Consider the following 465-nt stretch of genomic DNA (forward strand, 5'->3'; position numbering starts at 1 on the left):
ACCAATTGAAAGATTTATCTGATCGTAGCCAAACACTACGGAGGTATCTTTGACTACGATCTAAAGGCTGAGCGTTTAGAAGAAGTTTTAAGAGAACTAGAAGACCCAACGATTTGGAATGATCAGAGTCGTGCGCAAGCGATTGCGAAAGAAAAGGGCAGTTTAGAAAATACTTTAGGTGTATTTGATCGTCTTGCAGAGCAGCTAGATGATGCCAAAGCCATGCTTGATTTGGCTGTAGAAGCCGATGATGAAACTTTACTGGAAGATGTTCAGGCTGAACTTGATAGTGCTGAACAGGCTTTAGGTAATTTAGAATTCCGCCGCATGTTTAGTAATCCAATGGATCCAAATCCATGTTTCCTTGAAATTCAATCAGGTTCTGGCGGTACGGAAGCACAAGACTGGGCATCGATGTTACTGCGGATGTATCTGCGTTGGATCGAACGTCATGGCTTTAAAGCT

1 pseudogene is annotated in these 465 nt (G+C 42.6%); it reads left to right on the top strand.

The features are described from left to right. Positions 1-465, top strand: a pseudogene (locus tag B4H32_RS01310) (PCRF domain-containing protein); the annotation flags it as partial.

This window comes from Acinetobacter sp. UBA2063 (assembly GCF_002333245.1).
GTDB classification, from domain to species: Bacteria; Pseudomonadota; Gammaproteobacteria; order Pseudomonadales; family Moraxellaceae; genus Acinetobacter; species Acinetobacter parvus.